The sequence below is a fragment of the Comamonas sp. HJ-2 genome, assembly GCF_053615495.1.
The window spans coordinates 30,598-55,634 of record NZ_JBSIFD010000006.1 but is presented as its reverse complement, the minus strand read 5'-3'; the positions used below and the strand labels follow the sequence as shown (position 1 = coordinate 55,634).

Genomic DNA, 25,037 nt, shown 5'->3' with positions numbered 1-25,037 from the left:
GGCTTGTCAGCGCGCAACCTGCATGACGGTATAAACAAGCTCATAAAAGCTCATTCGTTTTGCTCCACTCATTGCCGCAGCCTTCATGTACAACCCCAGCCATTTCAAGATCGATGATCCGGCCTCCCTGCATGCCCTGATCCAGGCTCACCCGCTGGGTTGCCTGGTCACCCAGTCCGATGCGGGGCTGGATGCCAATCACCTGCCGTTCGAGTTGCTGCAGGACGAGGATGGCATGCTGCGACTGATCGCCCATGTGGCGCGCGCCAATCCTGTGTGGCAGCAGATCCGGGAGGACACCTCCGTGCTGGTGATCTTCCGTGCCGAGCAGGCCTATATCTCTCCCAACTGGTATCCCAGCAAGCACGAGACACACGAGCAGGTGCCGACCTGGAACTACCGTGTGGTCCACGCGCACGGCCGCATCAGCGTGCGCGACGATGAAAAGTTCGTGCGCGGCGTGGTGGGCCGGCTCACCCGCCGCCACGAGGCCAGCAACAATGCCGAGGCCCCATGGAAGATGAGCGACGCTCCGCCCGACTACCTGCAACGCATGCTCGGCGCCATCGTGGGCCTGGAAATTACCGTCGACCGCCTTGAAGCCAAGTTCAAGCTGAGCCAGAACAAGCAGCAGCGCGACCGGCTCGGTGCAGTGCAGGCTCTGGAGCAGCTGGGGCAGCTGGATCTGGCCCAGAGCATGCGCCAGCCCTGATCGCGCGGCCGGCCTTCAAGGCATAGCCAGCGTAAAGCTCACATGCCTGTATCGCCTTTAGCTCCGCTATCGATAGCAATACAGCACAATGCCTGCACAATCCGATAAGCACCATGCCGACCGAACAACTTACCAGCCCCTCTTTCCCTCCCGCACGCCGTCGCCTGCTGCAATGGATGGCGCAAACAGCGCTGTTTGCCGCAGCACCGGCCTGGGCGGCACGCAGCGCCAACTCGGACAGCGCGCTCTGGCCGCAGGACAGCAGGGTTCCCGGCGGCGTCGCACGCCTGTCGCTGGGCCCTGCCTCCGCACGTCCCCTGGTCACGGCAGCGGAGGCCGAGGTTCTGGTGGTGGGCGACATGATCGAATGGACCGCACTCGTGGGCATACCGCTTGCCACCACACCGGGTGAGCAAAGCATTGGCGTGAAGGCAGACGGCCGTCTGCGCACCATGAGCTATACGGTGCGCGACAAACAGTATGTGGAACAGCGCCTCAAGGTCTCGCCCAAGACGGTGGACCTGTCTGCCGAAGACAATGCCCGCTACGAACGCGAGGCCGCCCACCTGAAGACCGTGATGGCCACCTTCACCGAGCCGCTGCCTTCCGGCAGCCTGCGCATGCGCGTGCCGGTGCCGGGCCGTCGCTCCAGCAGCTTCGGCCTGCGCCGTGTCTTCAACGGCCAGTCGCGCAATCCGCACAGCGGCATGGACATTGCCGCCCCCACCGGAACGCCGGTGCGTGCACCGCTGCCCGGCAAGGTGATCGATGTGGGCGACTATTTCTTCAACGGCGGCACGGTCTGGCTGGACCATGGCGGCGGCCTGCTCACCATGTACTGCCACCTGAGCCAGGTGGACTGCAAGCCGGGCGACCAGTTGCAGACGGGCGATGCCTTTTGCAAGGTCGGAGCCACAGGCCGCGTGACCGGTCCCCACCTGCACTGGAGCGTGATGCTGAACCGCGCCATGGTGGACCCGGCGCTGTTCATCTGAACGGATCTCTCAGACTAAAAAGCGGCTCCGCGAGCCGCTTTTTAGTTCTTGCTACCAGATCAGAATCACAAGCTCCCGACCTACCAAGCGCTGCAGACCGGTTTGCTCGAAACTATGGCGCATCCTGATCCTGCTTCAGATAGTTCTCCACCAGTTCGAAAAAACTGTCGTAGAAGCTGCGTTTGGAAATGGTCTCGCTGCCCACCTTGACCAGCGAATCGTTGCTGGAAGAAAACGGCAGAGACAGCGAACCCAGAGCGCTCACGCCCACGCTGGCCGAGGTTGCGCTTTTCTTGAGCGAATAGCGATCCTGCAACGCTGTCGCAAAACCCAGACTGACCAGGCCGTCGCTGGTCTGCGGCACGCAGACCACACGGAAATTGATTTCCAGATTGGTCTCCGTATTGGGCTGGAAGTTCTTGCGCCCTTCTATCAGCTCCTGCGTCCTGGCCGTGGCGATATAACCCTGGCTCAACAAGGCGCGACGCGCGGCCTCGCAAGTCTGTGCCGGTGTCGCATCAAAGCCGCGGGAAAACGTGGAACTGGAGTCGAAAGTCTCCTGTACCGGCATATGCTGAGGTGCGGTTGCCGAGCATGCCCCCAGCAAGCCTGCCAATATGCCCACAGAACCCAGCCGCCCCCAATTCAGCCCAAACAAAGCAACACCACCTAAGCGCACAGAAACTCCTTGATGCCTGGGCCGTAGTTTCTTCATAGCCCGAACCTTTGAAGCGTAGCAGCTTGGCAAAGACTAATTTGACGAAGCGCTGTCTAGACGTACGGATTTTTTCGATCTTTACAGGGGCTTCACGCCCGAGCGGCACATCTGATTTCTCCGCCCGTCAGCGTGCAGCATTTGTTGACACTCTGAGGTTGTCGAAGCGCAAAACAACAGCAACGTTGGGTTAAGGTCAGATAAAACCCGCAGGGAACTGATATGGTCAACAGAGACTCTGTTTCTGCTGACACGGTTTGCCGTATTCCTCTATTCGACCTTAAGGAAACCCTATGAAATTTCGCTGGACCTGGTGCCTTCCCCTTGTTGCTTCCATGACGCTTGCCGCCTGCGGTACGACAGGCGGCGGCGGTGCAAGCAAGCCCGGCCCTACAGGCCCCGCAGGCGATGCCGCGTCGCTGACTGCCTACCACTGGAAATTGCAAGAGGCCTTCACGCCGGCGGGCAATGAGGACCAGAGCTGGTTCCTGGGCTCCAGCCAGGCACCTATCGAGCTGGACTTCGTGGACCAGCGCGTCGTCGTCAAGAATCTGTGCAACGTCATCTCGTCGGCTTACACCGTTGAAGGCCAGCGCATCAATCTGCAGCGCGGCATGAGCACCCTGCGTGCCTGCAATGACAACCAGCTGATGATGCTGGAGCAGAAGGTTGCGCGCATTCTGCCTACGGCCAAGCAGTGGAACGTGCAGCTCGGCAGCGCCACTACTGAACAGCCTCGCCTGACGCTGCAGTTCATTGATGGCACGCGCTGGCAGCTCAACGGCAAGCCCACCGCCCAGACCCAATACGGCAGCGCGCCCGAGCGCATATTTCTCGAGGTCGGTCCCGAGCGCAAGGCCTGCAGTGCAGGCGCAGGTCGCCATCAGTGTCTGCAGGTGCGCGAGATCCGCTACGGCGACAACGGCGTCAAGACCTACACCGGCCAGTGGGAGAACTTCTACAGCGAGATTGAAGGCTACAAGCACGAAGCCGGTGTGAGCAACGTGCTGCGCATCAACCGCTTCAAGCGCCAAAATGTTCCCGCCGATGCTTCAAGCTATGTCTATGTGCTGGACATGGTGGTGTCCTCGGCCATCGCCGACAAGCGCAAGTAAGCCACGTTCAGGCATTGAAAAAGCCGGCCCAGGTGCCGGCTTTTCTATTTTCATGCGTACATTCAACGCCGATGTTTCACGCACCACACTCCATCGATCGAATTCGGTGTCAGAGGACGATTTTCTTTTGGCAATAACTACTTAGGAAATGTTTTCTGAACGTAGCAGTTCGGAAAACAGGATTGCAGGTTATGCCCAGCGTCTGTGGAGCCGCCTGTGGACAAGCCTCGGAAAAACAGGGCGAGGCCGCACAGGCATTGACTTCGGGCACTGCGATCAAAAAATACGCAGGGATGGTTGGGCCTGCGATGTTTCACGGAGAAAAAAGCCGACACCTTTCGGATGTCGGCAAGAGAGGAAAGTCACTGACCTCACACACACACAAATCATTGAACTGGCTTCTGCCCCGGCTCCATGCCCGGACAAGAGCCGACAGATTCAACGCAGACGGAAACGGCCTTCCACAAACATGGAGGAACGATGGCCGCTTTCGCACTGGTTGTCAGCGTAGGACCAGAAAGCCTGCACCGTGCCCTTGGCCGAGTCTATGACCTGGCTGACCGTGAAGCCGGTTTTCTCGATCCAGTTCAAAAAATGCAGGTGGTCGCTCAGTTGCAGATAGCTGAGGTTCTCGCAGCCCTCGGAAATATGCCCTTGCGAGTCCACCACGCGCCAGCGCATCTGACCGCTGGCGGTGTAGCGGACTTGGGCCTGGCTGTCCGGGAATTCAATGACTGCTTCGCGGCCCAGAAGAGTTCCTGCGTATTGCATCGAAAGCATGGACATGATGTGACTCCTTGAGAGAAAGCTTCGCTATTCATAACGCCAAACCATTTGTGTGAAGCTATGATGAATCGCCGCCGTTTCCTTGCGTGTGGGAAAGTGACTCATGCCTTCGTCGGTAAACATTTTTTGACAAACAAGGCTTCTCTCCTGCATGGCATGAAGGTCAATCCGCAGCCTGCTTGCCGGATATGAACCGCAGCAGAAGTGAATGCTCATAACGGCCACAGGCACTGCAGAGAACAAGGCGATCGCGCATACTCGGCCCTCTGACATTTCAGGTCGCCAAGGCAGGAAGTCGGCCCAGGCCCACTCCCGCCTCCCCAGCCGCACTCACGGATCTCACCTTGTCCACCCCCGTCACCTCTACAGCGCCTCAGGCCCCCTCCATCCCGCCATTGCGCGATCCCGCTTTTGTCAATTTCGTGCTGGCACGCATGCTTGCCATGTTTGCCCAGCAGATGCAGGCCGTGGTGGTGGCCTGGCAGGTATACGACATCACGCGCGAGCCTCTGTCTCTGGCCTATGTCGGGCTGGCGCAGTTCCTGCCCATGGCGGGTCTGCTGATTCCCGCTGGCGATCTCAGCGACCGCATGAGCCGCAAGCGCCTGCTTGGCATCAGCTGGCTGGTAGCCGCGGTCTGCTCGGGCCTGCTCTGGCTGCTGGCCGAGAGCGGTGCTCACAATGTGCACTGGATTTATGCAGTGCTGGTGCTGTTTGGCTGCAGTCGCGCCTTCAGCGGTCCGGCGCTGCAAAGCCTGTTGCCGCAGATCGTTGCCCGCGAGCAACTGGCCCAGGCACTGGCCACCAACAGCATGCTGATGCGTATCTCGGCGATTGCCGCTCCCGTGCTGGGCGGCCTGCTGTACGCGCTCGGCGGCGGCGTGCTGACCTATGCAGTCTGCGGCGTCGCTCTGCTTCTGGGCGCAGGCCTGCTGAGCCAGGTCCCCGTGCACTTTGCCAGCCCCAGGATCGTCACTGACGTTCAAACCACCATGTGGCAACGCTTTGCCGAAGGCCTGCATTTCATGCGCACCCGCCCCATCATCCTTGGCACCATCTCGCTCGATCTGTTTGCTGTGCTGCTGGGCGGCGTTGTGGCCCTGCTGCCCGTCTATGCGCACGAGGTGCTTCAGGTAGGTCCGCAAGGCCTGGGCCTGCTGCGCTCCTCCATGGCCGCAGGCGAGGTCTGCATGGGCCTGTGGCTGGCATCGCGCCCCATCAACCGCCGCGTGGGCAAGGTGATGTTTGCCGCCGTAGCAGTGTTCGGACTGGCCAATCTGGTGTTTGCGCTCTCGCACTGGTTTGTACTGTCCATGCTGGCACTGGCCGTGGCCGGTGCGGCCGATATGGTCAGCGTCTATATTCGCGGCGCATTGGTGCAGTTTTCCACGCCCGACCATATGCGCGGCCGCGTGAATGCGGTGAACATGCTGTTCATCGGCTCCTCCAACGAGCTGGGCGAGTTCCGCGCAGGCAGCAGCGCGTCCTGGTTTGGCGCAGTTCCCGCCGCCATTCTGGGCAGCCTGTGCACGCTGGGCGTGGTGGGTGGCTGGATGACACTGTTCAAGCCGCTGCGCGATGTGGACAGGCTCGAAGATGCGGCGCGCGTAAGCGGCCTCGAGCCCCAGCAAGCACTTGAAAATCAATAGCTGCCAACCATCGGGCAATTGGCGCTGCAACCCGTTTCGACACAAAAAAAGCCTCGCAGACCCTGCGAGGCTTTTTGCTGATCGCGGCGGCTGATTTACAGCAGCTCGGCACGCAGTTGTGCGGCGCTCTTGGGCGACAGCAGGCCAGGGGCCACGTCAAATACGGTCTTGCAGCCATGTTGGCCAGCCTGGGCCAGGCGATGCACGGCGCGGGCATAGGCCACAAGCACACTGGAGGTGAACTCGGGGTTGCTGTCCAGTTGCAGGCGGTATTCGATGACCTGCTTGTTTTCGGCACTGGTGTTGCCGCTGCGGATCACAAAGCCGCCATGGGGCATGGAAGAGTGATCGCGAGCCAGCTCTTCGGCACTGATGAAGTGGACCGTGGTGTCGTACTGGTCGAAGTAGTGAGGCATTTCCACAATGGTCTTGCGCACGGCTTCGGCGTCGGCGCCATCCTTGAGCACCACATGGCATTCACGCTGGTGCTTCTCGCGGGTGGACAGCTCGGGGCGCACGCCGGAACGCACCTTGTTGACGGCCTCTTCCACAGGAATGGTGTACTGCACGCCGCCGGCCACACCTTCCACGCGGCGGATGGCGTCGGAATGGCCCTGGCTCAGGCCCTTGCCCCAGAAGGTGTAGGTAGCGCCGTCAGGCAGCAGGGCTTCACCCAGCACGCGGTTGATGGAGAACATGCCGGGGTCCCAGCCGGCCGAGATCAGGGCCGTGCACTGCCCCCCCTGAGCGGCCTTGTCCACATTGGCAAAGTGTTCGGGGATGCGGGCATGGGTGTCAAAGCTGTCGACCAGATTGAAATGGGCCGCCAGCTCGGGCGCCTGCCTGGGCAAATCGTCCTTGGAGCCGCCGCAGAGAATCAGCACATCGACCTGACCTTTGTGCGACAGCAAAACATCCATGGAATGCACAGGCGTACCTGCATTCAGGGGCTGGAGCTGGGAAGGGTCGCGACGGGTGTAAATCCCCTTGAGCTGCATATCGGGGTTCTTGGCGACAGCAGCTTCCACGCCGCGGCCCAGATTGCCGTAACCGACGATAGCAACGCGGATAGGGGATGGGGTCGATGCCATGACGAGCTATTCCTTCAAACAAAACAAAACTTCCATTATTGCCCTGTGATGCACCAACTTGGGGCTGGAACTGCTGCAATCTCAGTCCGATGTGTGTGAACGCCCACGCCATGAATGCCGCAAGCCATCGCCGATCAGCAGGCCCACGGCGGCGAAGATCAGCGCATAGCTCAGTTGCTGCTGCGGCTCCATGCTCTCGCCCAGCAGCCAGGCCACAACGACCAGCAGGGCCGGCTCCACGTAGGACAGCAGACCGAACAGACCCAGCGGCAGCCAGCGACTGGCAATCATGTACAGCGCCAGCGCCACGGCGCTGACGATGCCCAGCAAGGGCAGCAGGCCCCATAACGTCGGATGACCCGCGACCAGCGGCCAACTGTCGGGCGTGCGCAGCGTGAAGGCAATGGCCACCGGAACCAGCAGCGCCATGTCTATCCAGTGACCGGCCAGGGTATCGGTCTGCAGCCAGCGGCGCAGCGAGAAATACACCGTGTAGCCCAGCGCCACCACCCAGGTCTCCCAGGACATGCCGCCGGCCTGCCAGAACTCATGTGCCACGCCCGCAGCCGCCAGGAGCGCAGCCAGGCTCTGGCCCAGCGTCAGACGCTCGGCAAACAGCACACGCCCGGCCACGACCATCACCAGCGGCAGCAGAAAATAGCCCAGCGACACTGGCAACGCACGCCCGTTCATGGGTGCCCACATGAAAATCCATAGCTGCACGCCCAGCAGCGCCGAGCTCAGCACCAGCAGCATTCCAAACCGGGGCTGGGCCAGAGCTCTCGCCAGCAAGTCGCGTACCGCCGCCACCTCCTTGAGAGCGAACAGCAGGGCAGTGGTAAAGGGCAACGTCACCAGCACGCGCCAGCCAAAGATCTGCTCGCCATCGAGCGGGGCAAGAAAAGGCGAGAGGTAATACAGCGAGGCGAACAGCACGGACGCCAGGACCGAAACCACCACCCCCTTGAACATCACAGACACAAGATCAAGCCTCCAAATGGCGGCCAGCATTGATCCGTCAAGCGCTGGCAGCTACTTCAAAAAAATGAGCCGATGTCGAGCGGCCCGCACCGATTCTCGGCCACGAAGCGGCCTGTCGGCAGGCAGACCCTGGTCAGCAAAGCTTTGCACTGTGCGCTAGAGTGCGGCTCGCCCTCTTCTGTCTGCCTTCCACATGCCCGATACCGCCCTGCCCGACGGCTCTGCCAATCCGCCTTTGCACATACTCTGGCAGGACGAGCATATGGTCGTGGTCTACAAACCCGCCGGCTGGCTGGTGCATCGCACGGGCCTGGATGCTCACGAGACCCGCTTTGTCATGCAGACGCTGCGCGACCAACTGGGCCACCATGTCTGGCCCGTGCACCGGCTGGACAAGGGAACTTGCGGCGTGCTGCTCATGGCACTGCACAAGCAAGCGGCCCAGGCTCTGGCTGCCAGCTTTGCAGCCCATGAAACCCGCAAGGAATATCGGGCCCTGGTGCGCGGCTGGCTGCCCGAAACGTTGGAAGTCGATCATCCCCTCAAGCCCGACGATGCACCCGAGGATGCACCGGTGCAGGACGCGCACACGCACTTGCGCTGTCTGGCGCGCCTGTCCTGGCCCGAAAGCTATGACGGCCGACATCCCGAAACCCGCATCAGCCTGGTCGAAGCCCTGCCGACCACGGGCCGCAGACACCAGATACGCCGCCATCTCAAGCATGTGGCCCACCCCATCATCGGCGACGCCACCCATGGCAAGGGGCCGCTGAATCGCTGGTGGGCCGAACGCCTGGGTCAACAGCGGCTATGGCTGCATGCCAGGGCACTGGAGATTGCCCACCCCGTGAGCGGGCAGCTCATGCGCTTCGAGGCCGACTGGTCCAGCCTGACTCAGCTGCAGGAAGCGAGGGACTGGCAAAAGCTGCTGGCGCTGCCGGGCTGGCAATCCATAGCATAAGAAACAGCTGTCAGCGCTTGTATTTCAAGCGTTGGCAGCTATGATTTTCTGCAACTACGCAGACTTGGGCGTTGCGCGAATCCACTTGCCCTCTTCATCGAACTGCAGGCCCGGTGCAGCCGCAAACTCGTATTGTGCTTCGGGTTCGGCCTTGAGCTCACCCTGCAGCAACTCCACCAGACGCTCGTTGCCCATCTTGAAGCCACAGGCCTGGGCATGGCCGCCGCCGCCAAAGCTTTCCGCCAGAGGAATGCAGTTGAACTCCGAGCGCGAGCGCAGGCCCACCTTGGTGCCCTTGTGATTGGCATGCCACATCAGGGCAAAGCTGCCGCTCTGGCGCGCCAGCAAATCGCCCACCTGGCTGTGGAACATGCCCGGGCAGTTGACCATAAGGCCCTGCCTGCCGTTGAAGACCAGCACCTGGGCGCCGTCGGCAATATCGGCACAAAGCTTCTGGAATTTCTCGTCCATGGCGCCGCCACGGGCCATGTAGACGGTTTCCTGCTCGGGCGTGAAGGCCGCAATCTCGGCCCAGCGCTCAAAGCTGCGCACGGGCTCCATGTCCAGAGCCGCGAGAAACGCCGCACTTTCGGGGAATTCCCATTTCCAGATATCGCGGTCCTCGATGTAGCGAATCAGACCAGGCACTGGCTTGTCGGCCTGGAAAAACTCCCAGGCCAGACGCGCGCCGGACTTGCTCATATCGAAATGCACCACGCCGCATTGGCATTGGTAGCCGCTGAGTTTCTCGGCCGCACTCTTGTGATGATCCAGCACCACGAGCTTGGCCACGCGCGACTCGATCTCGGCCATCAACGTGGGCTCGAAGGCAAAGTCCAGCACATAGACGGCGCGACCGGCCAGATCGCCCAGGTCGTCGGCCGTCTGAATCTCGCCGTGATCCAGACCGCGAAACTCGGCCTGGCCTTCATAGAACAGCCAGGCCGCCAGCGCCGCGCCAAAGCCGTCGGGGCAGCGACGGCCATGGTAGAGGATGAGGGGCTTGGGATCGTTGCGATCGGGGCGTACCAGCAACTGCTGGAACAGGGAAATTTTGGCGTTCTGTGCGGTCATAACCGGGCATTTTCGCCGTTTGCGCCGGAACGAGGCGACGCACGGACATTGCGGGTTCACGGCTGACTGCTTCGTCGGGTGCTTCGCCCTGCCAGACACGACCGGCAGGGCTCATCCGGCTACCCACAAGAGGCTTCACGCCTGGTAAGTCACCGCTTGCTTTTTCCTCGGTTAGCACAAGCGCTGAAATCCCTGATTTCGGTATCTACCTAAGCCCCCACTCTTCGCATACGCCTATGATGGGGGTCTTGCTATTGAAATGCTGCGGTCACCGGCAGGCCCGCAACGCTTGCCTGCCACGACAGTTACAGCGCTGGGTGCTCCGCGGCCCCTGTATGCGATCTACACCCGATATCACTCCTCACCTCGGTACGCTGCTCAGTTTTCGCCGCGACCTGCACGCCAATCCTGAGCTCAAATACGAAGAGCACCGCACCGGCGACAAGGTCGCCGCATACCTCACGGCCCTGGGCCTGACCGTGCATCGTGGCCTGGGCCAGACTGGCATCGTCGCCAGCATCTACGGCAAGGGCCGCAGCAAGGACAACCCCGGCCGCAGCATCGGCATCCGCGCCGACATGGATGCCCTGCCCGTCACGGAAATCAACACCTTCGGGCACATCAGCCAGAACAAGGGCCGCATGCATGCCTGCGGCCACGACGGCCACACCACCATGCTGCTGGGCGCTGCCACCACCCTGGCTCAGCAACCCGACTTTGACGGCACGGTGCACCTGATCTTCCAGCCAGCCGAAGAAGGAGGCGCTGGCGCCAAGGCCATGATGGATGACGGCCTGTTCGAGAAATTCCCCTGCGAAGCCGTGTTTGCGCTGCACAACTGGCCATCGCTGCCGGCCGGCCAGATGGCCGTGCGCGTTGGCCCCATCATGGCCTCCACCCTGCGCTTTCAGATCAGGGTCCACGGCAAGGGTGGCCATGCGGCCATGCCCCACACCACGCTGGACCCGATTCCCGTGGCCTGCGCCATCGTCAGCCAGTTGCAGACCCTGGTCTCGCGCAGCACCGATCCGCTGGACTCGGCCGTGCTCACCGTCGGCAAGATCACCAGCGGCACCGTGGAGAACATCATTCCCGATGACGCCATCATCGCCGGCACCGTGCGCACCCTGAAGAAGGAAACGCGCGAGATGTTTGTCGAAGGCCTCAAACGCATCAGCAGCCACGTGGCAGCCGCCCATCTGTGCACGGCCGAGTTCACGCTGCGCCCCGGCGCCTACCCCAACACCACCAACCACGCCCGCGAAGCCAAGTTCATGGCCGCCGTGATGCGTGAAGTGGTCGGTGACGACAACGCCTTTGACGATGTGCTGCCCGCCATGACCTCCGAAGACTTCGGCTTCATGCTGGAGGCCGTCCCCGGCGCCTATGGCTGGATTGGCAATGCCAAGGGCGACCAGCCCGGCGTGAGCCTGCACAATCCGGCCTACGACTTCAACGATGACAACATCGGTCGCGGCTCCAGATTCTGGGATCTGCTGGCACGTCGCTATTTTGAGCAGCCGGCCGCCTGACGACAGCCAAGAACTACGCTATTCATAGCTGATAGCCCTCAACCAGCAATGGTTGTGGGCTTTTTTATATCTTGGCAGCGGCATCGGGCTCGCCCAACACCTCGACCAGCCAACGCTGCTGCGGCATGGGCATGCCGAGCAGCATGCCCTGAAGCACGATGTCCGGGTTCCACTGCGTCAACTGCAGCGCCTGCTCGGACAGTTCCACACCTTCGGCCACCACGCGCAGTTGCAAGCGGCGCGCCACCAGCAACATCGCCTCCACCAGAGCTGCATCTTTTTCGGAGCGATGGCTGCCGCTGACAAAGCTTCTGTCGATCTTGAGCTCCTGAATCGGCAGGTGCTGCAGGCTGTACATACTGGAATAGCCGGTCCCGAAGTCATCGAGAGAAATCTCTATGCCCAGGCCACGCAGTGCCAGCATGCGCCGACGTGCCTGATCCAGATCCCGCAGCAAGGTGCCTTCGGTGATCTCCAGTGTCAGCTGGCGCGCATTGGCACCGGTTTCCCTCAAGACCTTGTCCAGCGTCGCCATGAAGTCGTCATGCGCAAATTGCTGAGCGCTGACGTTGACCGACAGACGCAGTCCACGCTCTGCCATGACCGGCCTGGCCAGCAGCATGCAAGCCTGACGCAGCACCCAGTCGCCCAGACGCACGATGAGCTCGGACTCTTCGGCCACCGGAATGAACTCTCCCGGGCTTACCAGCCCCCATTCGGGATGCTGCCAGCGTACCAGCGCCTCGGCACCCACGCAGCGACCGCGCGCATCGGTCTGGCTCTGCAGATACAGACGCAACTCCCCGTCGGAGATGCCGTGGTACAAATCCCGGGCAATGCGCACGCGCCGATATACATCCTGGGCCATGCGCGGCTCGAACAGCACCACGCTGCCCGGACCGCCCAGCTTGGCCTCATGCAAGGCCACGCTGGCAAAGCGCAGCACGTCATGGCTGTTGCCGCCTTTGATGGCCGGCTCCAGCACGGCACCGCCAATGCAGCAGCTGACAAACTCGGTTTCCACCCAGCTGTTGAGAGAAAACGGCTTTTGCAAGGCCTTCTTCAAGGTCTGCGCATACAGCAGCAGTTGCTCCTCCACACCTTCGGCCTGCTTGTGCAGGCCATCAAAAACAATAGCAAACTCCGCAGCCGCAACACGCGCAATCCAGGCATCGTCAGGCAGAACCTCGACCAGCCTGGCCCCCATGGCCTGCACCAGCTCGTCGCTGTGCTGCATGCCATGCACATCGTTGAAGACGGAAAAGCGATCTACATCCAGCAGCAGCAAGCCATGGCTGGCATCCTGCCGAACCAGGGCCAGCTCGCGCAGATGCAAGGTCAGCGAATGGCGGTTGGGCAGCCCTGTGAGCGAGTCCAGGTAGACCAGGTCGTGGATACGGCGCTCGGCCAGAACGCGCTCGGAGAGATCGCGCTTGAGCTCCACATAATTGACGACCTCTCCCTGAGGCGTGCGAATCGGCGTCACCAGCACCGACTCCCGCAAGGCCTCACCCTTGCTCGTGCGATTGGTCATCTCGCCACGCCATAGCGTGCCCTTGGCCAGTTGCTTGAGCGCGCGCTGGCGGTGACTGCGGTCCATGCCCATGGTGGATACCAGCTCGGTAGACTGGCCGATCACCTGCTCGCGCGCATAGCCCGAGCGCAGCAGAAAGGCCTCGTTGACATAGATGACCTTCAGCTCGGGATCGGTGATGACGATACTCTCGGGGTTCTGCTCGACCGCCCGATAGAACTTGCGCAGCTCGTTCTGGCTGGCCTCCAGTGCGGCCAGCATCTCCTGGCTTTTCTGCACGCGCCGCCCCAGGCTGGCTCTTGCCTGCAAGCAAATGATGAGCACCAGCATCATCATGCCCAGCAAATGAACCATCGCCAGCAGATGCTCGGCTGCCGATAGAGCTGCAAATGGCGTGCCGATATGTGGCGCCAGCCACCATAGAGCGGCAACGACGATGGAGGACAGCCCCAGCATCGTCAGGGCGGCACGCGTGCCCTGCACCCAGAGCGCAACAGCCAGCCAGGCAGGAAATGCCATCACGGCCGGCCCATAAAGCCCTCCCATGTGCCAAACCCAGAGCAAGCTCAACAGCCAGTTGCCCCAGACAAAGCAGGACACGGCCCAGACCCACTGCCTGGCCTTGGCCAGGCCCATGCACAACAGCGACAGCAGCATGACGCCGCCGGACAGCGCCAGATCCATGTCGTCCATCGCCGGCATCAGCAACCAGACCAGACTCATTGCAGCGCCCAGGACCCACATCCAGAGACAGCCCAGCCACACCATGCGGCGCATGGGCAACCGGTATCTGGCCTCAACGAAGTGACGCTGCATGCAAGCCCTTTGGCATTCAGACTGAATGATGAATGCTAGGGGCAGTTGCCAATTAGTTCAATCGTCCGGCGAGCCAGGTCTTGAAAGCCCAGACGCGCGGCCTGCCCGGCTTGAGTGCATGCAAGCCCTGGCCGCATCGGGCTTGTCGCCTGCAGCCTAACGCTGCTGCTGCCGCCGCGCGCTTCGGCGTGCCTTGGTCTGCGCATCTTTCCTGGCCTGGCGCTCCGCATCTTTTTGCTGGCCCTCGGCAAGCCAGACCTCGAATTCGGCCGGAGTCTCCAGCGTGATGCGGCCAATGCTCACATCACGGAAGTCGGTCAGCACCAGCTCGGCCGCCTTTTGCAGGTTCACGCGGCCGCCGCTCATCACGGCGCCACGCTTTTTGCCGATCATTGTCAGCAACTCGTCGTCGTGCAACGCCGCAATTTCATCGGCCGAAATGCCTAGCTTGTAGCGCGCCTCCAGCATGGAGGCATAGTGCTTTTGCAGATACAAAAGCAGCTCCAGCGCCACCAGGTCTTCGTCGTAGGCATTGCGTCCCACGGCGCCGCTGGCCGCCAGGTTGTAGCCGCTTTTCTCCACGATGATGCGCGGCCACAGCATGCCGGGCGTGTCCCAGAGGTAGAAGTCGTCGGCCAGCACGATGCGCTGCTCCAGCTTGGTCACACCGGCCTCGTTACCGGTCTTGGCCTGGGTCTTGCCGCTCATGGAGTTGATCAGCGTGGACTTGCCCACATTGGGCACGCCGCAGATCAGCACGCGCATGGGCTTGGCCAGACCACCACGCGAGGGCGCCAGCAGCTTGCACTGCTCGATCAGACGCTTGGTGGGAGCAGGTTCCGAGGCGTCCAGCGCAATGGCGCGCGTCTCGCTCTGGGCGTTGTACCAGTCCATCCAGGCCCTGGTCTGGACCGGATCGGCCATATCCTGCTTGTTGAGTATCTTCAGGCGCGGCTTGTGGCCTGTCATCTCCTGCAGCAAGGGGTTGGCGCTGGAGCCGGGCAAGCGCGCATCCAGAACCTCGATGACCACATCGATTTCCTTGACGCGCTCCGTGATGGCCTGACGCGTCAGATGCATGTGACCGGGAAACCATTGGATGGCCATAAGCGGAGATCTTTCTTTTTTGCAGGGTGCGAGCACGCAATGGGCGCAAACACCCTTTTATGTCAGTGAATTCAGGCGCGCAAGGATAATCTCCCTCTGCTTTTCTGACCTGCCAGCTCGCTTATGCCCTTGCCCTCCGCCCCCCAAAAGTCCAAAGCCCGCAACGAAATTCTGATCAAGGGCCTGACGATTGCACTGATCGGCATCATCATCTTGCTGGCCCCTGTGTTCAAGCCTGAAAGCGGTATTGCCCAGCTGTTTGCCCAGTCCCATATCGTGGGCTGGTTTGCTCTGGTGCTGGGTCTGGCCTTCATCGCCCAGTTTCTCTGGGTTCGCTTCAAGAAATGAGCGACACAGCCCTGCTGCAGCCGCTGACACAGGCGCGCAGCCAGATTGCGCTATGGCAGCAGCGCGCCGCAGCAGCGGCGGTGACGCTGCGCCAGCCGCCGCCCGAGCCCGCGAGTTGCTGCGGGCGCGGCTGCAACGGCTGCGTCTGGGAAGGTTATTACGGCGCGCTGACTTTCTGGCTGGAGGATGCGGCCCAAGCCATGACCGAGGCCTGACCGAGACCCGAAACCCGCTACTCGGGACTCAGGCCATTTCGGCTTCCAGCGCAGCCAGGCGAGGCACATGGACTTCTCTTCCCATGATATCCACCTCGATATCGGCGATCTCGTTATCCAGCGCTTGATAGTCGATACGGAAGCGCCCCGCCCCTGCCTCCAGCCTTTGCGCCTGATGGAATAGCTCGCGCGCTGCTGCACTGGATTCGGCCACCAGACCCGCGTTCTGGCTGGTCATATGGTCCAGTGCCTGCACCGCCTCGCTGATCTGGGCGATACCCTGGTTCTGGGCCTGGGCAGCCTCGGTGATCGAGGCGATCAGACCGCTGACCGTGCGCACATCGCGCACGATATGTTCCATGCGCTGGCCGGCCTGCAGCGCCAATGTCTGTCCCGACTTCATCTGTTTGGTGGAGTGCTCCATGAGCTGGCGGATCTGCTTGGCCGCTTCGGCACTGCGCTGGGCCAGCTCGCGTACCTCGGCCGCCACCACGGCAAAGCCACGGCCCTGAGTGCCTGCCCGCGCCGCTTCCACGGCGGCATTCAGCGCCAGGATATTGGTCTGGAAGGCAATGCCGTCAATCACCCCCACAATGGCAGCCACCTGCTGGCTGCTTTGCGCCATGTGCTCCATATTGCGAACCACCTCCTGCACCACGCTGCCTCCGCTGGCCGCCGCCTCGGCGGCGCTGCGCGCGCTCTGGTCGGCATGGCGCGCACTGTCGGCCGAATGGGTGACCAGGGTGACCATGTTTTCTATGCTGCTGACCGTGGCCTTGAGTTGCTCTGCAGCATGGGCCGTGCGATCGGAGAGATCGCTGTTGTCCTGCGCCATCTGGCTGGATGCGGCAGCCACTGCCTCCACACCACCCTGAACCTCGCCTACCAGGCCGCGCAACTGCCTAGTCATCAGCGCCAGCGACTGCATGAGCCGACCCAGCTCGTCGCCGCGCTCCGCCGCCGGCGGTGCATAGCTGAGATCGCCCGCCGCAATGGTCTGCGCCAGCTGCACCGCCTCGCTCAAGGGCGTGGTGATGGAGCGAATCGTCGTCAACGACAGCAACGCCCCCACCAGGCCCATGAACAGGCCCACACCCATGGCCATGCGCTTGGCGATGGCGGTTTGCTCGCGCCCATGCTGCTCGGCGTCCAGACGCTGCTGCTGCTGAGCCTCGATAAAGGCATCCTGCGCCTGAACATAGCGCCTGGAGGCGGGAATCAGTTGTTCGTCCACCAGCTTCTGCGCCTCCCAGGCCTTGCCCAGATCACGCGCCTGATAGGCCTGCTCGTAGATATCGAGCACTGCCTTGCGTTCCTGCTCCACCCTGGCCAGGCCGCTTCGATCGACTTCGCTCTGAGCATCGGCCTGCACCTGTTGCTGCAGACCACCGGCCTGTTGCATCAGCCCGCGAGCTTTCTGCGAGAGCTGAGCAATCAGATGCTCTTCCGAAGAGAGCACGCTGGCCAGCGCAGCCTCCACGCTCTGCAGCGTCAGCGCCTGCCAGCGCAGCGCAAGATTGATGCGCTTGTCCGTGGCCTGAACAGCGGCGCTGACCCGCTGCTCCACATTCTGCAGATAGCTGAACAGGCCGCCTGCCACCAGCACATTGCACAGCAACAGCCCCAGGAACAAGGCCCACATCTTGCGAGCCACCGAAAGGTTCTGGAATTTCTTCAACAACATGAGCACACCGCCGATCAAGCGCGGAGCGCAGTGCTCCGCTGATCGTTACGATATGAAACACAGATGACAGTGACGTGACAGCCGCAGCACCGAATGCAATAAAAAAGCGCCTGCAACCCAGAGATTGCAAGCGCTCCCAGCTATCAAATTCCAAGAATTACAGCAGGCTGGCTGGATCCATATAGCGCTGGCGCCACTCTTCGAACGTCATGGTGTCGGCAGCCTCGATGGCTTGCTGCGCGGTCACCGACTCCTGGCTCATCCGCTCGTAGCGCGCCTGCTGCTCGGCCGTCCAGGGCATGGCCAGCAAGGCATCGCGCGCCTTGGCGGACTGCGTGGTCATGAAGTCTATGAAACGATTGTCATAGGCGCTGGTGAGCTCCTTGAGCACATGGGCCGAGGGCGTGGACTGCGCGTCCTGCACGTGGGCCAGGGCCTGATCCAGCGCAGCGCTGTAGTCGCTTGTGCCATGAGCAGCATCCAGCGCCTGGGCATAGGGACGGCATTGCTCGAGCACTTCCTGTGCCCAGTCGGTCAGCAGCACCTGCTGGCCGTTGCGCACCAGCTTCAGGCCCGGCTCGCGGCCCTGTTCCGCAGCCAGATGCTGGTTGTGCTTGAGGTCGGCAATTTCCTGGGGCGTGTCGTCGGGGCTGTCGCTGTGCAGGCAGTGCAGCAGGAAGACGTCGATCATGCGCATGGTGGCCGGCGCAATGCCAACGGTTTCATAGGGATCGATATCCATGAGCCGCACTTCCACATATTCCACACCGCGCTCGCGCAGCGCGTGCAGCGGGCGCTCGCCGCTCTTGACGGTCCGCTTGGGGCGGATGGTGCCGTAGAACTCGTTCTCGATCTGCAGCAGGCCCGTGCCCAGCTGGTTGTAGTCGCCACCGGGGTTGCGCACGCCCAGTTGCTCGTAGGCCGGATAGGGACGGGTCAGCGCCTCGTGCAGCGAGTCCGCATAGCCGTCGAGTCCGTTGTAGCTGACATTGATGCTGGACTGCGCGTCGCTCTGATAGCCCAGGCGCCCCATGCGCAGCGATGTGGCATAGGGCAGGTACAGCGCATGCCTGCCGTCGCCCAGCGGCTGCAGGCGATGCTCGCGCCCCTCCACAAAGCAGGGACACAGCGCGGGAGAGGCGCCATACAGATACAGCAGTACAAAGGCGTTGCGGCGAAAGTTGCGGATCAGCGCAAAGTACTGGTCGCTGCTCACTCCGGGCAGCGACCAGTTGTAATGAATCCCCGAGATGGTCTGCATGCGGCGGCCATAGCGGTGGCCCAGACCCATGCGGTACACACTCTTGGAACGGCCCGAGTGCGAGCTGCCATAGCGGCCCAGCGGAATCGTCTCATCGGTGGGCAGGCGACAGGGCATGCTGGAATTCCACATCAGCTCGCCGCTTTCGCTGAGGTTGCGCAGCACGAACTGATGGACTTCGGTCAGCTCGTCCAGGCATTCCTCGACACCCAGGCGCGCGCCGGTGATGAGTTCCAGCTGGGACTCGCTGTAATCGGTGGTGATGTGCGGGTGCGTGAGAGCCGAGCCCAGTTCCGCCGGGTGCGGCGTCAGGGCCAGCGAGCCCGTGGCCAATGCCCGCAGTCCCTCTTTCTCGATGCCGCGACGAATGCCCAGCAGCCTTTCGGCGGTGGGCATGTTCACGGCGGCCTGCGATGTCTTCATTGTTCTTACCTTCTTAGTGAAGACGCTGACGACAAACTTCGTCTGCCCAATCGCGCCCAGACGGCGAATGATAGAGAAACAAGACGCAACGCGATGGCGGCTGGCCGCTTAACCACGTTTTTCGGCCTGTTGAGCCGCCAAGAGCCAGGGCCTCTGCCAGAAATTTGTCAGGTTAACAGCAACCCAAACATGAGCACATGCTCACTCCAAAACAGAAAAAGCCCTCGCGAGAGGGCTTTTTTCAGCTGTGCTAATCGCAATCGCCTGCCGCTCTTGCCGCTCTCGCAGGGCAGAAAATTCAGCGACCTTGGCCTTGATCAATGTCCATGCGCTTTCATGGCCTTGCCCACTTCCACCTGTCCCTGGACGGCGCCACTGGCCGGCACCTGCTGGCCTTCGCTGGCCGTGACTTCAGCCAGACGCGCGGCCAACTCTTCGGGAACGGTCTCACCCATGCCCAGATAAACGCCTTCGGTCATGGTGATATGAGCGGCCTCGAAACCGCCTGCGCCGGCGCAGACAATGGTGCGCGTGGGCGCGCTCTCGTGCGCCAGCACCAGCATGGCAGGCACCACGGCCTCCGGCTTCAAGGCTTCCAGCACCGGCTCGGGCAGCAGACCCGCCGTCATGCGTGTGGCCGCCGTGGGGGCCAGCGCGTTGACCCGGATATTGTGTTTGGCCCCTTCGATGGCCAGCGTCTGCATCAGGCCCACCTGGGCCAGCTTGGCCGCGCCATAGTTCGCCTGGCCGAAATTGCCGTAGAGGCCCGTGGACGAGGTCGTCATCACGATGCGGCCATAGTTCTGCTCCTGCATATAGGGCCAGACCGCCTTGCAGCAATTGGCCGCGCCCATCAGGTGCACGTCGACGACCAGGCGGAAGTCCGCCATATCCATCTTGGCAAAGCTCTTGTCGCGCAGAATGCCGGCGTTATTGACCAGAATGTCCACGCGCCCCCAGGCCGTGATGGCCTGCTTGACCATGGCCTGCACGGCGTCGAAGTCGGTCACGGAGGCCGCGTTGGCAATCGCCTCGCCGCCCGCCGCGCGGATTTCATCCACTACCTGCTGCGCCGCCGTGGCCGAACCGCCCGAGCCGTCCACCGCGCCGCCCAGATCGTTGACCACCACCTTGGCACCGCGCCTGGCCAGGGCCAGCGCATGCAGACGCCCCAGACCGCCGCCCGCTCCCGTCACGATGGCCACACGACCTTGAAAATCCATTGCCATGATGTGCTGCTCCTTGCTTGTGCATTGATGCAGCCACTTTAAGCGCCCATGCTGCAGCGCAGCGTAGCGTTTGCGACTGCCTGCGGGTAAGTCTGGAGAATGCTATCAATTCGGGAGCATTTACCGCAAAAAATCACTTGGTTTCAATATTAAAACTATTCAAATTTCAATATTTGTATTCGCTACAAGCTCTTCTTTCAATAGCAAAAATCAGTCATCCACAAGCGACGGGCTTTTCCCCAGTTTTTTCTCAACAAGCCTGTGGACAAGCCTGAATAGCTTTTGCAACAATGGCTCAAGCACTTGATTTATATGGAATTTTTCAAATTGCCTGTTTTTTGATCAGACCCTATCCGACAACCAGCCACTTATCCCGTCCTACGCTGGACATCCTTGTGAACAACTGCACTCGCCCCATGAATAAGTCAGGCAAGTCATTGATTTCAAAGGGTTCATTTTTCAGCGCTGAAAAAACAGGCAATCCGCACCGGGCCCACGGCCTTGGCAAACCGGCTAAAACAACGGGTTTTGCAAAGAATCACCACAGCGCCTCATGTCCAACGACTCTGCTTTTGCCCCTCCCTTCTTCATCGCCAAGTGCGAGCCCAGCGGCCAGCAGGTCGACGCCTGGGCCGACCAGTCCCTGCTGGACTCGCTGGAGAGCGGCGGCGTGAACTGGCCCAGCTCCTGCCGCAACGGCACCTGCCGCACCTGCATGGGGCAACTGGTGTCGGGCAGCGTGCACTACGACATCGAGTGGCCGGGTGTGACTACCGAAGAGCAGGCCGAAGGCTATGTGCTGCCCTGCTGTGCCTATCCCGACAGCGATGTGGTGCTCAAGGATCATGAGTATTTGTAAGCCCCCTGAGCAGCCTTGCCGCTTCCCCCCAAGGGGGACGGCATCATTGCAGGGGCGGGCCATGCGGCGGGGCGGCTCTTGCCGGATGCCGTGCATTGGAACTGCATCCGGTTCTTGCACTGCATCATGGTTTCAGGGTCGGCTTGCGCGCTCAAAGCCCGCTCTGCAATAGAATGAGCGCTTTCCGCAAGGCCTTGTCCTGCAGAAAGCGGCTCCGCCCAGGCGGCCTCCCGCCTCACACGTTCTTTGGAAGTCCTGCCTGCGCCCATGGCGGCGTCGGCAATGCCTCACTGGTGCGTGTCATGCGCCAGCCGCCGACTGCAGTGCATCGCATCCAGTTCACGTCCAAGAAGGCATTCCATGAACAGCTCCCTCCAACCTGTGCCCATCTCGCCCGTCGAAGAAATCGTGGCGGAAATGCGTGCCGGCCGCATGGTCGTTCTCGTTGACGAAGAAGACCGTGAGAACGAAGGCGATCTGGTTCTGGCATCCGACCATGTCACGGCGGAGGCCATCAACTTCATGGCCCGCTTCGGCCGTGGCCTGATCTGCCTGACGCTGACCCGCGAGCGCTGCGAATTCCTCAAGCTGCCGCCCATGGCCGCGCGCAACGGCACCGTGTACAGCACGGCCTTCACCATTTCCATCGAAGCCGCCGAAGGCGTGACCACCGGCATCTCGGCCGCCGACCGCGCGCGCACCATCCAGGTGGCCGTGAACAAGAACAGCCAGCCCAGCGATCTGGTGCAGCCCGGCCATGTCTTCCCGCTGCAGGCCGTGGACGGCGGCGTGCTCATGCGCGCCGGCCATACCGAGGCTGGTTGCGATCTGGCCGCGCTGGCAGGCTGCACGCCCTCGGCCGTGATCTGCGAGATCATGAAGGACGACGGCACCATGGCCCGCCTGCCCGATCTGCAGCTGTTCTGCGCCGAGCATGGCATCAAGATCGGCACGATTGCCGACCTCATCGAATACCGCAGCCGCAACGAATCCCTGCTGCAGAAAGTGGGCAGCCGCCCCATGCAGACGGCACATGGCGAATTCATCGCCCATGCCTTCCGCGACGTGCCCAGCGGCTCCGTGCATCTGGCACTGGTCAAGGGCGAATGGCAGCCCGACACCACCGTGCCCGTGCGCGTGCACGAGCCGCTATCGGTGCTCGATGCGCTCGAAACCGGCCGCAACCAGCATTCCTGGTGCCTGGACGAAAGCCTCAAGTACATCAACGGCAATGGCCAGGGCGTGGCCGTGCTGCTCAACTGCAGCGAGTCCGGCGAGCAGTTGCTGACCCAGTTCGAAGGCAAGGCCCGTTCGGCCCAGGCGCCGGAGCGTGGCCGCATGGATCTGCGCACCTATGGCGTGGGCGCGCAAATCCTGCGCGAGTTGGGCGTGAGCAAGATGCACCTCATGGGCCAGCCCCGCCGCATGCCCAGCATGGCGGGCTACGGCCTGGAAATCACGGGTTACATCCCCAAAGAATAAGAGACGGAACACCATATGCAAAACGCAGAAAAAGGCCAAGGCCAGAACCTCAACGGCGCCGAACTGAAGATCGGCATCGTGCAAGCACGCTTCAACGAAAGCATTACCAACACCCTGTTTGCCTCCTGCCGCGATGAGCTGCTGGCATTGGGTGTGAAGAGCGAGAACATCGACCATGTCACCGTCCCCGGCGCACTCGAAGTGCCCGTGGCGCTGCAGACACTGGCCGACACCGATCAGTACGACGCCCTGGTGGCGCTGGGCTGCATCATCCGTGGGGAGACATACCACTTCGAGCTGGTAGCCAACGAATCGGGCGCAGGCGTGACACGCCTGTCCCTGGACTACCGCCTGCCGATCGCCAACGCGATCATCACCACTGAAAACATGGAGCAAGCCATTGCCCGCCAGGTAGACAAGGGCCGCGACGCCGCCCAGGTCGCCGTGGAAATGGCCAATCTGCTCAACTCCTACGACGATCATGAGTGAAGAACAATCCAGCGAGTCCGGCTCGCGCCGCCCTCCCCAGAAGCGCACCGGCCTGACCAGCACCGGCGCACGCAAGGCGGGCTCCAAATCCAATCGCAGCCGCGCACGCGAGTTCGCACTGCAAGGCCTGTATCAGCACATCGTGGGCCGCAATGCGGTGCTCGACATCGACCGCTTCACGCGCGATCTGGCCGGCTTTCACAAGGCCGACGTGGTGCACTACGATGCACTGCTGCGCGGCTGCGTGGAAAACGAAGCTGCACTGGACGCACTGATCACGCCCAAGCTCGATCGCGGCCTGACCGAGATCTCGCCCATCGAACATGCCTGCATGTGGATTGGTGTGTACGAGTTCCAGAACTGCCCCGACGTGCCCTGGCGCGTGGTGCTCAACGAGTGCATCGAGCTGGCCAAGGAATTCGGCGGCACCGACGGTCACAAGTATGTCAACGCCGTGCTCAACGGACTGGCTCCCGAGCTGCGCGCCACCGAAGTGGCGCATGACCGCGCCAACAAGTCCGCCAGCTGAACCGCTTGAGCTGCAGCGCCGTGCCTGCGCGGCCCTGCTGGCGCCACATGCATAGTCAATGCAAATACTGCAACAGGGCCGCAGGTGCTATCGTGCACCGGCTGGCTGGTTGCAGTTTTTTTATGGGCGCAAGGCTGCTGCACCGGCTGCATCCTCCGGCACCAGACTGCACCCGAACGCTGATTGATTGAAAGAATAACGTCGTCCATGTCCGTCATCGAGCTTTCCCGCCGCGCCCAACGCATCGAGCCTTTCTACGTCATGGAAATGGCCAAGCACGCGCAGGAAGTGGCCCGCCAGTCCAGCGCCAGCGGCACGCCCATGATCTATCTGAACATCGGCGAGCCGGACTTCAGCGCCCCGCCTCTGGTGCAGCAAGCGGCAGAGAGCGCCATCCGCGACGGCCGCACGCAATATACCCAGGCACCGGGCCTGCCCGAGCTGCGCGAGCGCATCAGCGCCTGGTACGCCAGCCGCTTCGGCGTGGACGTGCCGGCGCGCCGCATCATCATCACGGCCGGCGCCTCGGCCGCGCTGCAGCTGGCCTGTCTGGCGCTGATCGACGAAGGTGACGAGGTGCTGATGCCCGACCCCAGCTACCCCTGCAACCGCCACTTTGTCTCGGCGGCCGAGGGCAAGCCGGTGCTGATCCCCTCCTCGGCGGCGGAGCGCTTCCAGCTCAGCGCCGCCAAGGTCGAAGCAGCCTGGGGCGAGCGCACGCGCGGCGTGATGCTGGCCTCGCCGTCCAACCCCACGGGCACTTCGATTGCTCCCGATGAGCTGCGCCGCATCCACGACGTCGTGCGCGCCAAAGGCGGGTTGACCATCGTCGACGAAATCTACCTGGGCCTGTCCTACGACGAAGCCTTTGGCCAATCGGCCCTGAAGCTGGGCGATGACATCATCTCCATCAACAGCTTCAGCAAATATTTCAATATGACGGGCTGGCGCCTGGGCTGGATGGTCGTGCCCGAGTCGCTGGTCGCGCCCATCGAGATGCTGGCCCAGCATCTGTTCATCTGTGCCTGCACCGTATCGCAGTATGCGGCCCTCGCCTGCTTCGAGCCCGAGAGCATTGCCGAATACGAACGCCGCCGCGCCGAGTTCAAGGCCCGCCGCGACTACTTCATCCCGGCTCTCGAATCGATAGGCCTGCCCGTGCCCGTCAAGCCCGACGGCGCTTTCTACGCCTGGGCCGACTGCCGCGCTGCCGCCGAAAAGCTCGGCGTGAAAGGCAGCTGGGACTTTGCCTATGCGCTAATGAACCAGGCTCACCTGGCCATCACCCCCGGCCGCGACTTCGGTCAGGCCGAGACGGCGAACTATGTGCGCTTTTCCACCGCCAACTCCATGGAGCAGCTGCAGGAAGCCATTGCTCGCATGAAAAAGCTCTTCTGCTGAATCCGTGATGATGCAGAGCCAACCAGCGCCTTTGCCTGACGGGGCCGAT

General features: G+C 62.1%; 23 protein-coding genes. 13 read left to right on the top strand and 10 right to left on the bottom strand.

The annotated features are described in order from the left end of the window. The first annotated feature begins 85 nt into the window (after positions 1 to 85). Complete coding sequence (locus tag ACWGXF_RS07220) at positions 86 to 712, top strand: FMN-binding negative transcriptional regulator (RefSeq protein WP_256630967.1); 627 nt, start codon at positions 86 to 88, stop codon at positions 710 to 712. Between the two features lie 113 nt (positions 713 to 825). After that, positions 826 to 1,707: a M23 family metallopeptidase gene (locus tag ACWGXF_RS07215; RefSeq protein WP_256630968.1), complete on the top strand. Its 882-nt coding sequence runs from the start codon at positions 826 to 828 to the stop codon at positions 1,705 to 1,707. Positions 1,708 to 1,819: 112 nt separating this feature from the next. On the opposite strand, the gene ACWGXF_RS07210 is transcribed toward ACWGXF_RS07215, so the two are convergent. Further along, positions 1,820 to 2,278, bottom strand: coding sequence for a DUF2242 domain-containing protein (locus ACWGXF_RS07210; RefSeq protein ID WP_003063876.1), 459 nt, complete (start codon positions 2,276 to 2,278; stop codon positions 1,820 to 1,822). Positions 2,279 to 2,715: 437 nt separating this feature from the next. On the opposite strand from ACWGXF_RS07210, the gene ACWGXF_RS07205 reads away from it, so the two are divergent. Beyond that, a complete protein-coding gene (locus tag ACWGXF_RS07205; protein ID WP_087863418.1) occupies positions 2,716 to 3,537 on the top strand; it encodes an META and DUF4377 domain-containing protein in 822 nt (273 codons plus the stop codon). 438 nt (positions 3,538 to 3,975) lie between these two features. Here the strand turns inward: ACWGXF_RS07205 and ACWGXF_RS07200 are convergent, their stop codons facing one another. Next, complete coding sequence (locus ACWGXF_RS07200) at positions 3,976 to 4,323, bottom strand: MoaF-related domain-containing protein (RefSeq protein WP_003053278.1); 348 nt, start codon at positions 4,321 to 4,323, stop codon at positions 3,976 to 3,978. 344 nt (positions 4,324 to 4,667) lie between these two features. On the opposite strand from ACWGXF_RS07200, the gene ACWGXF_RS07195 reads away from it, so the two are divergent. Further along, a complete protein-coding gene (locus tag ACWGXF_RS07195) occupies positions 4,668 to 5,972 on the top strand; it encodes an MFS transporter (protein WP_087863419.1) in 1,305 nt (434 codons plus the stop codon). Between the two features lie 95 nt (positions 5,973 to 6,067). Here the strand turns inward: ACWGXF_RS07195 and ACWGXF_RS07190 are convergent, their stop codons facing one another. Both ACWGXF_RS07190 and rarD read right to left on the bottom strand, forming a co-directional pair. After that, complete coding sequence (locus ACWGXF_RS07190; protein ID WP_046461987.1) at positions 6,068 to 7,063, bottom strand: diaminopimelate dehydrogenase; 996 nt, start codon at positions 7,061 to 7,063, stop codon at positions 6,068 to 6,070. An 81-nt stretch (positions 7,064 to 7,144) separates the two neighbouring features. Then, positions 7,145 to 8,035, bottom strand: a complete 891-nt coding sequence (rarD, locus tag ACWGXF_RS07185) for an EamA family transporter RarD (RefSeq protein WP_256631266.1) — start codon at positions 8,033 to 8,035, stop codon at positions 7,145 to 7,147. 202 nt (positions 8,036 to 8,237) lie between these two features. Between rarD and ACWGXF_RS07180 the strand changes: the two genes are divergently transcribed. Next, the gene (locus ACWGXF_RS07180) at positions 8,238 to 9,005 is read left to right on the top strand and encodes a pseudouridine synthase (RefSeq protein WP_003063888.1); all 768 of its coding nucleotides are present in this window, start codon (positions 8,238 to 8,240) and stop codon (positions 9,003 to 9,005) included. A gap of 54 nt (positions 9,006 to 9,059) precedes the next feature. Here ACWGXF_RS07180 and ACWGXF_RS07175 read toward each other — a convergent pair whose 3' ends face one another. Beyond that, positions 9,060 to 10,079, bottom strand: a complete 1,020-nt coding sequence (locus tag ACWGXF_RS07175) for a DHH family phosphoesterase (protein WP_003063891.1) — start codon at positions 10,077 to 10,079, stop codon at positions 9,060 to 9,062. Positions 10,080 to 10,414: 335 nt separating this feature from the next. On the opposite strand from ACWGXF_RS07175, the gene ACWGXF_RS07170 reads away from it, so the two are divergent. Beyond that, on the top strand, positions 10,415 to 11,611 hold the full coding sequence (locus tag ACWGXF_RS07170; protein WP_003063893.1) for a M20 aminoacylase family protein: 1,197 nt from the start codon (positions 10,415 to 10,417) through the stop codon (positions 11,609 to 11,611). A gap of 64 nt (positions 11,612 to 11,675) precedes the next feature. Here the strand turns inward: ACWGXF_RS07170 and ACWGXF_RS07165 are convergent, their stop codons facing one another. Together ACWGXF_RS07165 and ylqF are read right to left on the bottom strand one after the other, a co-directional pair. Then, the gene (locus ACWGXF_RS07165; protein ID WP_452101814.1) at positions 11,676 to 13,961 is read right to left on the bottom strand and encodes a putative bifunctional diguanylate cyclase/phosphodiesterase; all 2,286 of its coding nucleotides are present in this window, start codon (positions 13,959 to 13,961) and stop codon (positions 11,676 to 11,678) included. Positions 13,962 to 14,117: 156 nt separating this feature from the next. Beyond that, complete coding sequence (gene ylqF, locus ACWGXF_RS07160; RefSeq protein ID WP_039048772.1) at positions 14,118 to 15,068, bottom strand: ribosome biogenesis GTPase YlqF; 951 nt, start codon at positions 15,066 to 15,068, stop codon at positions 14,118 to 14,120. A gap of 123 nt (positions 15,069 to 15,191) precedes the next feature. Between ylqF and ACWGXF_RS07155 the strand changes: the two genes are divergently transcribed. Both ACWGXF_RS07155 and ACWGXF_RS07150 read left to right on the top strand, forming a co-directional pair. After that, positions 15,192 to 15,416, top strand: a complete 225-nt coding sequence (locus ACWGXF_RS07155; protein ID WP_003063898.1) for a hypothetical protein — start codon at positions 15,192 to 15,194, stop codon at positions 15,414 to 15,416. Continuing rightward, positions 15,413 to 15,631 (top strand): oxidoreductase-like domain-containing protein, encoded by a 219-nt coding sequence (locus ACWGXF_RS07150; protein WP_039048771.1) that lies wholly within the window; start codon positions 15,413 to 15,415, stop codon positions 15,629 to 15,631. The genes ACWGXF_RS07155 and ACWGXF_RS07150 overlap by 4 nt, the downstream gene beginning before the upstream one ends. A gap of 28 nt (positions 15,632 to 15,659) precedes the next feature. Here ACWGXF_RS07150 and ACWGXF_RS07145 read toward each other — a convergent pair whose 3' ends face one another. The 3 genes from ACWGXF_RS07145 to ACWGXF_RS07135 form a co-directional block, all read right to left on the bottom strand. Continuing rightward, complete coding sequence (locus ACWGXF_RS07145) at positions 15,660 to 17,315, bottom strand: methyl-accepting chemotaxis protein (RefSeq protein ID WP_452101813.1); 1,656 nt, start codon at positions 17,313 to 17,315, stop codon at positions 15,660 to 15,662. A 157-nt stretch (positions 17,316 to 17,472) separates the two neighbouring features. Continuing rightward, positions 17,473 to 18,999, bottom strand: a complete 1,527-nt coding sequence (gene gshA, locus ACWGXF_RS07140) for a glutamate--cysteine ligase (RefSeq protein ID WP_452101812.1) — start codon at positions 18,997 to 18,999, stop codon at positions 17,473 to 17,475. A 317-nt stretch (positions 19,000 to 19,316) separates the two neighbouring features. Then, positions 19,317 to 20,228, bottom strand: coding sequence for an SDR family NAD(P)-dependent oxidoreductase (locus tag ACWGXF_RS07135; RefSeq protein ID WP_003063906.1), 912 nt, complete (start codon positions 20,226 to 20,228; stop codon positions 19,317 to 19,319). 553 nt (positions 20,229 to 20,781) lie between these two features. Here ACWGXF_RS07135 and ACWGXF_RS07130 point away from each other — a divergent pair. The 5 genes from ACWGXF_RS07130 (at position 20,782) to ACWGXF_RS07110 (ending at position 24,988) form a co-directional block, all read left to right on the top strand. After that, positions 20,782 to 21,087 (top strand): 2Fe-2S iron-sulfur cluster-binding protein, encoded by a 306-nt coding sequence (locus tag ACWGXF_RS07130; RefSeq protein ID WP_012839207.1) that lies wholly within the window; start codon positions 20,782 to 20,784, stop codon positions 21,085 to 21,087. Positions 21,088 to 21,447: 360 nt separating this feature from the next. Then, a complete protein-coding gene (gene ribBA, locus ACWGXF_RS07125; protein ID WP_039048770.1) occupies positions 21,448 to 22,569 on the top strand; it encodes a bifunctional 3,4-dihydroxy-2-butanone-4-phosphate synthase/GTP cyclohydrolase II in 1,122 nt (373 codons plus the stop codon). A gap of 15 nt (positions 22,570 to 22,584) precedes the next feature. After that, entirely contained in the window at positions 22,585 to 23,058 is a 474-nt protein-coding gene (gene ribH / locus ACWGXF_RS07120; protein ID WP_003063913.1) for a 6,7-dimethyl-8-ribityllumazine synthase, read from the top strand. Further along, positions 23,051 to 23,587: a transcription antitermination factor NusB gene (nusB, locus tag ACWGXF_RS07115; RefSeq protein WP_003063915.1), complete on the top strand. Its 537-nt coding sequence runs from the start codon at positions 23,051 to 23,053 to the stop codon at positions 23,585 to 23,587. The genes ribH and nusB overlap by 8 nt, the downstream gene beginning before the upstream one ends. A 207-nt stretch (positions 23,588 to 23,794) precedes the next feature. Then, positions 23,795 to 24,988, top strand: a complete 1,194-nt coding sequence (locus ACWGXF_RS07110) for a pyridoxal phosphate-dependent aminotransferase (protein ID WP_256630974.1) — start codon at positions 23,795 to 23,797, stop codon at positions 24,986 to 24,988. Positions 24,989 to 25,037 lie beyond the last annotated feature (49 nt).